Genomic DNA, 10954 nt, shown 5'->3' with positions numbered 1-10954 from the left:
ATCGTCACCGCAATCGCCCCACGAAGGCAGATACGCGGCCCTCGCAGCTAAACCCCGGCAGCTGCCCGCATCTTGCGCTGTGAAGCCGGGGCCAACCCTTCCGCCTCCCGATACTTGGCTACCGTGCGGCGTGCCAACGTCAAGCCCTGGGCCTGCAAAAGATCGGTAATCTGCTGGTCCGACAAAGGCTTGGCAGGCGACTCTTCGCGAATCATCTGCACAATCTGGGCTCGTACCGAGGCGGCCGACATATCGGCTTTGCCGTCCGTACTGCTCAAGCCCACGGTAAAGAACTGCTTGAGTTCCATCACGCCATGCGGGGTTTGCATGTACTTTTGCCGCGTCGCACGTGAGATCGTGGACTCGTGCAAATCCAACTCTGCTGCCAGATCCGCCAATTGCATGGGTTTTAAGGCGGCAATGCCCTGGGTAAAGAAGTCCTGCTGCATTTGCACAATCGCTTGCGCCACCCGCAATATCGTCACAAAGCGGCTGTTCACACTGCGCAGCAGGCCAGTGGCCTTTTGCCGTTCCGCCAACAAGGCTGGGTGTGTCTCGATGTCATAGTCGTGCAGCTTGACCAATTGCAGCCGTGGCACAGCCAAGGGATTGAGGGCCGCTTGCCAGCGGTCCTTGCCCCGAACCAGCAACACATCGGGCACGACATAAGCCGAGACATTCTGCGTCCAGGCACGGCCCGGTTTGGGGTCCAGCCTCAAGACCAGATGATGGGCACGCTCAACCAGTTCAGCCGAATAACGGCCAGCGCAACGCTGTCGCAACTGGCTGGGAGAGGCCAGGACGCTGACATGCTCGCGCACCAGATAAAGGGCACACTCCAGCAAGGCGGGTTCGAGCTGTCTGGCCTGGTGCAGCAGTTGCAAGCTCAAACATTCAGACAGGTCCCGAGCGCCGACACCGGCGGGGTCCAGGGATTGCACCTGGGCCAGTGCGCAGCGCAAGTCACTGTCATCAATGCCCAGCTCGGCAGGCAGGCACGCCAGCACCTCGTCCAGTGACATCGGCAGGTAGCCGTTATCGTCCAGTTCTTCGATCAAGATTTGCGCCAAGGCCCGGTCACGGTCGCTCAAACGCAACAAGCCCAACTGCTCGACCAGGTAAGCCACCAGGTCCTGATCCATGGCCGACTCCGGCGTCCAGTCCGGGTCCTCCTTGTCGCCCAGATGCTTTGGAAACTCCAGGCTCGCCCACGAGGATTCCGCCTCACCCGAAACGGCTTCCGGCAATGGATCGGCGGCGACATCCGCCTGCACGTCCAAACGCTCCAGCAACGGATTCTCCAGCAAAGCCTGAGCCAATTCCTGCTCCAGCTCGGCACCCGATAGCTGCAACACTTTAATAGACTGTTGCAATTGCGGCGTCAAAACCAGCGTTTGCTGCTGGCGTAAATCTAGTGACTGACGCGTAAGCATAGGTACAATCGTTTCCATGAAAACTGACAACGCCCAGACACCCACCGCCAACGATAGTCAGGCTCTGCGCAACACACTGTTCAAACTGTGCGCCACGGCCACTATTATCTGCACCGTAGTCACTATCGTGGTCGCCATTATCTGGTGGGACCTGCTCAACCGTCTTATCAGCTTTGGGCGTGGTCTGGATTACTCCGGCCTGCAGGCCCTGAGCATTCAGAACCTGGCGCTGATCAAGCAATACAACCCGTTTTTCTGGTGGACGGTCGTGGGCGTCATAACCCTCATTATTGCCTATCTTTTGTATGGCTTCGTACAAGCGGTCATGCGACGCAACCAGCAACGCATTATTGACGAGGCTACGGTGGCCCAACTGGCCCGATCCCTCAGCCGCCCGGCTCGGGAAGTCATTTTATGGACCTGGCCCGACCAACGCAGCCCGTTGACTGTGGGTGATTTACAACGCGCCCATCGCGAACTGCGTGCCGGTCGCTTTGGCAAAATAGAACTGGCTCAGCAGCAAAGTCGCCTGCTTCAAGCCGACTACGAACGCCATGAACCGCAGGCGTAACGCTTGCCTTCCTGTTTTTTTTGTGTTTGACTTACGGTCATGACTTACGCACGCCCATCCTCCTACGCATGCCAAGGTTTCAGCCCCGCCGCTGAAGCAGCCTTGTCGCGTTCCGTGCGTGAAGGCCGCTTTTCGGCCCCTGTCTCCAGCCTATCCTGCCTGCTACTACTAGCGTCCGGTTGCCGGGCCTAGTGTCCCGTGGCAGTTCGGCAGCCAATACTCAGCCACATCTACGTCATTTGTGCCGCCACCGGCCTACGTAAATGCTGCAATCGCTGGTGACGGCAAGAAGTAATCCACACTTTTTGTCCGACAGGTATCCCCATGGCAATGCTGAAAAACCCCTCTCAAAAGTATCGTCCTTTTGTCGCCTTTGATCGCGACTTTGCTGAACGCACCTGGCCGTCCAAGCGCATTACCAAAGCGCCCATCTGGATGAGCACTGACCTGCGCGATGGCAATCAGTCCTTGATCGAACCCATGAATGTGGCTCGTAAACTGCGCTTTTTCGAGCAGCTCGTCAAAATCGGTTTCAAGGAAATCGAGGTCGGTTTCCCTTCCGCGTCGCAGACCGACTTCGATTTCGTTCGCAAGCTGATTGACGAGAACCGCATTCCCGACGACGTCACCATCATTGTGCTGACGCAGTCGCGTGAAGACCTGATCAAACGCACGGTCGAGGCGGCTGCAGGAGCCAAGCGCGCCATCATCCACCTGTACAACGCCTGCGCTCCTGCCTTTCGCAAGATTGTCTTTAACCTGAGTAAAGACGAGATCAAGGAAATTGCCTTGACCGGCACGCGTCTGGTCAAAAGCGAAGTGGCCAAGTACCCGCAAACCCAATGGGGCTACGAGTACTCGCCCGAAGTATTCAGCACCACCGAACCCGAATTTGCCCTGGATGTGTGCAACGCCGTCGTCAAGACCTGGGGTCCGGCCAAGGACGAGCGCGTTATTTTGAACCTGCCCGCTACCATTGAGGCCACCACGCCCAATATGTACGCCGACCAGATCGAATGGATGCACAACAATCTGGAACAACGCGACAACGTCACCTTGAGCGTACACCCGCACAATGACCGTGGCACTGCCGTGGCAGCAGCTGAGCTGGCCGTAATGGCTGGCGCGGATCGTATTGAAGGCTGCCTGTTCGGTAGCGGTGAGCGTACCGGCAATGTCTGCCTGGTCACCTTGGCCCTGAACCTGTACACCCAGGGTGTGGACCCTGAGCTGGACTTCTCCGATATCGACGAAGTGCGCCGCACCGCCGAGTACTGCAACCAGTTGCCAGTCCATCCACGTCACCCTTACGCGGGTGATCTGGTCTTTACCGCGTTCTCCGGCTCCCACCAGGACGCCATCAAAAAGGGTCTGGCCCAGCAAAAATCCGACGAGCTCTGGGAAGTGCCTTACCTGCCCATCGACCCGGCCGATCTGGGCCGCAGCTACGATGCGGTGATCCGCGTCAACAGCCAGTCTGGCAAGGGAGGGGTGTCCTACCTGCTGGAACAGGAACACGGTCTGGTCTTGCCACGTCGCATGCAAATCGAATTTAGCCGCGCCATTCAGCGCGTGACCGACTCCACCGGCAAGGAAGTGACACCGGCCGACGTATACGGCATTTTCGAGTCTGAGTACCTGAACTGCAAAAAACACTACAAGCTGCTCAAGCACAACATCATCAGCCAGCCTCATGCCGATAGTGGCCAGCAATTCACCATTGAGGTGGATGTTGAGCACGACGGCCAGGTACGCACCTTGAAAGGCTCGGGCGAAGGCGCGATCTCTGCCTTTGTGAATGCCTTGGACCTGGCGATCAAGATCATGGACTACAACGAGCACGCCATCGGCTCGGGCGCTGAGACCCGCGCCGCCACTTACGTGGAAATGCGTATCGGCGACAGCCCCTCGGGTTTCGGGGTCGGTATCCACGCCGATATCGTGACCTCGTCTTTCCTGGCAATCCTGAGCGCCGTCAACCGCCACACCAGCGCCCAGCAGGAAGCTGAAGCCACGACGGCCTAAATCGTCTTCATGTCGTCGCTGGAGGGGTGATCCCGCTCCAGCGCCCGCCCGGTCTATCCCGGCCGCGTCTGACCCGCTTTCGCAGCCCGGCTTATCGTCGCTCTGCCCGCAACCCGCCCACAAGGCGGGTTTTTCGTGGGCGACTCAAGAGGCCATCTCCATTCGCTCCTAAAAAATGTCTGCTATCAAGCCTTTTGCGGGAGCATGCCGCGACATGAAAAGTAGGACGGGGCAGGTTAGGCCTGATTTCGACCACCGTGTGCGCCGCTGCTTTTCCGGTTAGGTATCGCATAGGTGCTTCAGTGTGAGATCGAACACTCTCGGCAGCCGCCGCTTAATGGATGGAATAAACCACATCGCGGGGACCACAAATGGGTAAAGGGCTGGTCGCCCGCACAGATTGCCAACCGATTTCCGACCGATTTCCGACCGATTTTCAGGAGGATAAATCGGTGCGCATCTCTCACGAAACTATCTATCAAACCTTCTAGATTCAGGGACAAGGTGCCCTCAAGCGCGATGGTGGATTGCCTGCCCACTGGGTGGGCAGCACGCATGCCAAGAGCCAGAGCGCAGTCTAAGGCGTGGGCGTATAGCTGCGAGAATGTGAGGATCGCATGCCGACCCGCAGAGGCAGAAGACCGCGCTTGGCCTCGACAAGTTCGGTAGCGTGTTTCTCCGAATTATCGGGCCTCACGGCCTTATCACGACTACAACCTAGCAAGGCGATGGGCCGACACGCCGATCCGGGCAACAACCTCTGCCACTGAATACCCCCAGGCAACGATTTGTCGAAGGGCCTCCTTCTTGAATTCAAGGGGGAAAAACACTGAGTACTCATGGACTACCCCTCATGCTCAAATCGTAAGCCTGACATGCCTGGGATTATCGGGGCAGTCCAGTCTGATCACACCCTTGTCCACTCAATCCTGTTAACGCCACTGCTGCCCTCCACACCATTGACGTTAAACCTTATCGTGCACAGTCGGATCGTGCACCATTTGTATCATCCATACGTCGTACTAAATTATTTTAAGATTGAAGATATCCATTCAACGGTAAGTGAATTACTCTGGTATCTTTGCTCCAGTCGGTCTAAGCCATACGAACTGAGATACATCGATTGTATGGTCCGTTTCCTCCATCCATTGGCACCCCATCAAGAGCGGCAACTGCGCCGAAATAACCAATGAGAGCGTATGAGCACTAAGTCTACCGACCAGAAACTCAGCCTTGTGGCACTGATTGCCATCGTTGTCAGTTCAATGATAGGAAGCGGTGTAGACAGCCTGCCGCAAAACATGGCGGAAACTTCAGCTCTCGGACCGGTGGTCATTGCCTGGCTCGTTAGCGGTTTTGGTATGTTTTTTATCGCCAAGACGTTTGTTGCGCTTTCTGATCTTCGGCCAGATCTCGAGTCTGGTGTTTACATGTATGCCAGAGAGGGTTTCGGTCCTCTCAGTGCCTTCGTCGTGGCATGGGGCTACTGGCTCATGACCATATTCAGCAACGTGGCGTTTGCTGTAATGGTGATGGATACGCTTAATTACTTTATCCCGGGCGACTTCACCGGTGGCAACAACATCACCTCTATCGTTGGCGCTTCCATCCTGATCTGGGGCTTTCATACCCTGGTGCTGTCCGGCACCAAAACGGCGGGGATGATTAATACCATCGGTACCTTTGTGAAGCTCATTCCGCTGGTAATTTTTGTCGGGGTAGTGAGCTACTTTCTCAACCACGCCCAGTTAACCGCCGATATCTGGGGCCACCATCCCGTGCCAGGCGCCAAGCCGCTTGGCTCCATTCTGTCGCAAACGCTTTCACCCATGTATGTGGCCCTGTGGTGCTTCATCGGCGTTGAAGGCGCCGTTGCATTATCGGCGCGGGCCCGGAACAAAAAGGACGTGGGGCGCGCCACGCTGGTCGGCTTCGTGTTGGGCCTGATCATCTGCATGATCGTGTCGGTGCTTCCCTTTGGCACCTTATCGCAACAAACCCTGAGCCAGATCCCCAACCCGTCCACCGCTGGCGTCATGAATCATCTCACCGGCGCTTGGGGAGAGTGGCTGATCAACATCGGGGTTCTTATTTCAATTCTCGTCAGTTGGCTGGCATGGACCATGATCTGCGCCGAGATTCCACAGGTGGCAGCCCGCAACGGCACCTTCCCCAAAGTGTTTGCCACTGAGAATAACAAGGGCTCCGCATCCATCGCCCTGTGGGTCAGTAGCGGGATTATGCAATCCGTAATGGTGATGGTGTATTTCTCACACCATGCCTGGCTCACGCTATTGGCCATCTCAGCCATCTGCGTGCTGCCCGCCTATTTCGCTTCGGCCGCCTATCTGATCAAGACCTGCATGAACGGCGAATTCAGCCGACGCCAGCCTGCGGGACGTGGGCTGGCGCTGTTCAGCAGCTTGGTGGGGGCTGGCTTTTGCCTGTTCATGCTGTACGCAAGCGATATTCGGTATGTCGCGATGACCCCGCTGCTGCTCACGTTAGGCCTTCCTTTGTTCTTTTGGGCACGTAACCAGGATCATCCCTCTCAGGTTGCGCTGGGTAAGGGCGAACGCGTTGCGCTAATGCTTCTACTAACTATCGATATCTTGGTCATTGCGCTCTATTTAATGGGGCATATCAAGCTGTAAAAGGTTTTCTCGTACTGACGTTCAAGCGTCAGTATCAAATGCCGGACGCACCGGCCAACCTAACCGTAGAGCTTTGAAATGAAATTTACTCACAATGCGCTAGTGGTGGTTTCCGATAGTTTGACCCCGGGTCTACCCGCCGCCCAGGCCCTCAAGGCCTTAGAGACGGCGGTCATCAAAAGAGGCTTTAACGTCCAGCTTGCCGCTAACCCCAAGGCCGGCCTTACCTACATTCAGCAGAGCCCGCATTACAGCTTCATCGCTCTTTTGTGGGATACCCGCAATCCCGCCATCGTTAGCGAGAGCCAGCAACTTATCCAGCAGATACGCGAACGCAACGACACGGTTCCCATTTTTTTGCTTTCGGAAGAGGAAACCGTCAACGGCATTCCTGTTTCCATACTGAGAGAAATTAACGAGTACGTTTATCTGTACTCTGAAACCGCCGAATTCACGGCGAACCGAGTGTACACGGCGGTTCATCGCTACGCTCAGAAGCTGCTCCCTCCTTATTTTGCTACTCTGAAGAACTTCACTGAGGACGGCGATTACTACTGGGATTGCCCGGGGCACATGGGCGGCATGGCTTATACCAAGCATCCGGTCGGCGTCGAGTTCATCAATTTCTTCGGTGAAAACATGATGCGGGCGGACATTGGGGTCGCCACAGCCGAAATGGGTGACTACCTGATCCACTCTGGGCCACCCAAGCAATCCGAAGAAATCGCCGCCGAGCTGTTTGGTGCCAAATGGACTTTCTACGGCGTGGCCGGCTCGTCGGGCTCCAACCGCGTGGTGGCGCAAGGCGCTATTGGTGCCAACGAGATTGCCGTGGTAGACCGCAACTGCCACAAGTCCCTCAATCATGGACTTACGCTCTCGCAAGCTCGGCCGGTTTACCTGACGCCCAGCCGTAACGGCTACGGTTTGATCGGCCCCATCCCGGCACAGCGTTTACAAAAAAACAGCATCCGCCAGCTCATCCAGTCGAGTGCCTTGACCGCCGGCGCGGTCAGTCCGGACCCCAGCTATGCGGTAGTCACCAATTGCACGTATGACGGCTTCATCTACAACGTCCATCAGGTAGTGGGCCAGCTTAGCGAAAGCGTGCCACGCATTCACTTCGATGAGGCTTGGTACGCCTACGCCAAGTTCCATCCGCTCTATCGCGGTCGGTTTGCCATGGATGTAGACGACGACATGCCCAACCGCCCCACGTTGTTCGCGGTGCATTCCACGCACAAGATGCTGCCGGCGCTTTCCATGGCCTCGATGATTCACGTCAAACCCAGCGAGCGTGCCCCGCTGGACTTTGACGACTTCAACGATTCGTTCATGATGCACGGCACGACGTCGCCGTTCTATCCCATCATTGCCTCCATCGACGTGGCCGTGGCGATGATGCAGGGCAGGGGCGGTTATTCACTGGTGCAGGAATCCATCGAAGAAGCCATCGCTTTCCGCCAAGCGGTTGTTAACGTCAAGCAAGAGCTCGCCGAAGAAGACGGTGAGTCATCGTGGTTCTTTGATGTGCTACAGCCCACTGAAGTCAAAGATCCTGCCAGCGGCGAGGTTCACGCCTTTCATAAGGCACCGATCAAGCTGCTGAGCCAGACGCCTGAACTGTGGCGTCTCAATGCCGGCGACAACTGGCACGGCTTTGCTGCACAAGACATCGGCGAAGCGGACTGCATGCTCGACCCGGTGAAGGTAAGCATCACTTGCCCCGGCATCACGCCCGACGGTCAGCACCTGACCCACGGCATCCCGGGCAGTATCGTCAGCAAGTTCCTCGATGATCGCCGCATCGAAGTTGCCCGAACTGGCGATTACACCCTCCTCATTCTGTTCTCGGTGGGCACCACCAAGGGCAAATGGGGCACACTGATCGAGAGCCTGCTGGAGTTCAAGAAGCTCTACGACAAGGGTGCCAAGGCAACAGACGCCATCCCATCTCTGGCCCGCATGTCACCCAAGTATGCGTCGATGACACTCAAAGCGTTGTGCCAGCAGATGCACGACACCATGCAAGAGCTGAACCTGATGAAGCACAGCAGCGATGCTGTGAGTTCCATACCCGAACCTGTGCTCACACCCGCTGAGGCCTACCAAAAGGTGGTGCGCTATCAAACTGAACGCGTCAAAGTGGCTGATTTTGCCAATCGGATCTCCGCCAGCATGCTGGTGCCTTACCCCCCGGGCATTCCTGTTCTGATGCCGGGCGAGCGCCTGCCGGCCGACGACACCGGCATTACCGGCTACCTCGAAGCGCTGCAGGAATTCGACAAGCGCTTCCCCGGATTCGAGCATGAAATTCAGGGCGTCAGCATCGATCAGAACGGAGATTATTGGGTCCGAGCCATCGTCGAGGAAGACAGACAGCCTCATCCCACACCTAAGCACATTAACTTCAAGGCGCCCCGCGTTTCTTCAATCAAGAAGGGAAGGCAATAAATAAGGTGGCCGTCCGATGTTTGGGCGACATTTTCTTCTAAGGTGCGAGAAAAGACATGACTGATAAATCTCAAGTAAGTGCAAGTGCCGACGCTACGCCGAGCGCAGGCCCCGCTGGAGCAAAGCTTGGCATGCTGGCCCTTATCGCGATTGTGGTGGGCTCAATGTTGGGCGGCGGCGTTTACAGCTTGCCGCAGAACACGGCGGCCACATCGGCAGTGGGGCCTGTTGTCATTGCCTGGATCATCGCCGGCATTGGCGTTTACTTCATTGCCAACGCTTTTCGCATGCTGTCCGATTTGCGTCCAGACCTGCAGGCCGGGGTCTACATGTATGCCCAGGAGGGTTTCGGCTCTTTCATTGGCTTTAACGTGGCATGGGGCTATTGGTTGATGACGTGCTTTGGCAACGTAGCCTTTGCCGTCATTCTCATGGATGCGTTCGACCAGATATTTCCCGGCGTATTCACAAACGGCAATAACCTCAACTCGATTATTTGCGGCTCCATCTTGATATGGGGCTACAACTATCTCGTTCTCTCCGGCACCAAAGTGGCCGGCTTCATCAACACTCTAGGCACCATTGCCAAGCTCGTGCCCCTGGTGCTGTTCGTGTTCCTTTTGGGCTTCTTGATCGACTACTCCCAGTTGCTCAGCAATATCTGGGGCTCCTCGCCTCAAGTGCTCAGCGGTCCCGGAGACAAGGGCACCCCGGTTTCGCTGACAGCACAGATCATGGCACCCATGACCGTTACCCTGTGGGCATTTATTGGCGTAGAAGGTGCCGTGGTGCTCTCTGGCCGCGCCCGCAAAAGAAGCGACGTGGGGAAGGCCACCCTGCTGGGCTTCTTGATTGCCCTGATTATTTATATCTTGTTATCGGTCTTGCCCTTTGGCGCCATGACGCAGCCAGAGCTCGCTCAAGTGGCCAACCCGTCTACCTCCGGCGTGCTGGAACACGTCGTGGGCGCGCAATGGGGCAGTTGGTTGATGAATGTGGGGTTGATCATTTCAGTTCTGGCTGGATGGCTAGCATGGACCATGCTGTGCGCTGAAATTCCCATGGCAGCTGGGCAAAACGGTGCATTTCCCAAGGCGTTTTCCCGGACCAACAAGAACGACGCAGCCAGCATCTCGCTTTGGGTAAGCAGCGGCATCATGCAGGCGGCCATGCTGTTGGTGTATTTCTCCAACAATGCCTGGAACACGATGTACAACATCAGCGCCCTCATGGTGGTGCCTGCCTATATCACAACCACGCTTTACATAACCAAGCTGTGCCTGACTCACGAATACAAGAAGTATTCTTCAACAGGCATGACGCTTGCGCTCGTCAGCGGCGTGATGGGCGTACTTTTCTGCCTTTTCATCTTCTACGCCAGCTCACTGAACTACCTGGCACTCGTTCCGATCCTTCTGACTTGCGGTCTGCCCGTATTCATTTGGTCACGTAAGGAAAAGAACGACGGTAAGCCAATCTTTGAGAGGCTGGAAAAACTGTATGTCGCCATCTTGCTGATCGCCGATGTCGTGGTGCTGTGGTTGTTGTACGTAGGCAAGATCACCCTCTAACCTCGGTTGCCAAGCACGCCTAACTTGAGCAAGGCTCGGTCTTTTTGTGAAAATGCGACCTTTCGTGGAAAGACTGAGCCTGACGGCAGATTCAGCCTGGCAGTTCAGCAACTTGGCGAGCTTGGGAGGGGTTGCCTGGTTCAACCATAAACGTTTGCACTCATCGATCGGCTATATTCCGCCTGCTGAGGGATGGAAGTTCACGACGGAGGGTTTTGGGCGAACATGCTCAAAATTTTCAACACC

6 protein-coding genes and 1 pseudogene are annotated in these 10954 nt (G+C 56.3%); 6 read left to right on the top strand and 1 reads right to left on the bottom strand.

Features of this window, described 5'->3' with window-relative positions:
* Positions 1-47: 47 nt before the first annotated feature.
* Complete coding sequence (gene rpoN, locus RSQ48_RS00750) at positions 48-1433, bottom strand: RNA polymerase factor sigma-54 (RefSeq protein ID WP_240209186.1); 1386 nt, start codon at positions 1431-1433, stop codon at positions 48-50.
* A gap of 16 nt (positions 1434-1449) precedes the next feature.
* Here rpoN and RSQ48_RS00745 point away from each other — a divergent pair, with 16 nt between their 5' ends.
* The 6 genes and pseudogenes from RSQ48_RS00745 (at position 1450) to RSQ48_RS00720 (ending at position 10708) form a co-directional block, all read left to right on the top strand.
* Positions 1450-2004, top strand: a complete 555-nt coding sequence (locus RSQ48_RS00745; protein ID WP_003800519.1) for a hypothetical protein — start codon at positions 1450-1452, stop codon at positions 2002-2004.
* 330 nt (positions 2005-2334) lie between these two features.
* Positions 2335-4029 (top strand): 2-isopropylmalate synthase, encoded by a 1695-nt coding sequence (leuA, locus tag RSQ48_RS00740; protein ID WP_059318445.1) that lies wholly within the window; start codon positions 2335-2337, stop codon positions 4027-4029.
* Positions 4030-4335: 306 nt separating this feature from the next.
* A pseudogene (locus tag RSQ48_RS00735) lies at positions 4336-4683 on the top strand (IS30 family transposase); the annotation flags it as partial.
* Positions 4684-5228: 545 nt separating this feature from the next.
* The gene (locus tag RSQ48_RS00730; protein WP_415302045.1) at positions 5229-6683 is read left to right on the top strand and encodes a basic amino acid/polyamine antiporter; all 1455 of its coding nucleotides are present in this window, start codon (positions 5229-5231) and stop codon (positions 6681-6683) included.
* A gap of 78 nt (positions 6684-6761) precedes the next feature.
* Positions 6762-9137, top strand: a complete 2376-nt coding sequence (locus tag RSQ48_RS00725; protein WP_415302044.1) for an Orn/Lys/Arg decarboxylase N-terminal domain-containing protein — start codon at positions 6762-6764, stop codon at positions 9135-9137.
* Between the two features lie 131 nt (positions 9138-9268).
* Complete coding sequence (locus RSQ48_RS00720) at positions 9269-10708, top strand: basic amino acid/polyamine antiporter (RefSeq protein WP_003800528.1); 1440 nt, start codon at positions 9269-9271, stop codon at positions 10706-10708.
* The last annotated feature ends 246 nt before the right edge of the window (positions 10709-10954 follow it).

Source organism: Alcaligenes sp. SJTW-7 (genome assembly GCF_047716895.1).
Classification (GTDB): Bacteria; Pseudomonadota; Gammaproteobacteria; order Burkholderiales; family Burkholderiaceae_B; genus Alcaligenes; species Alcaligenes ammonioxydans.
Note: the sequence above shows the minus strand (reverse complement) of the source record. Positions and strands in the feature narration are given on the sequence as shown.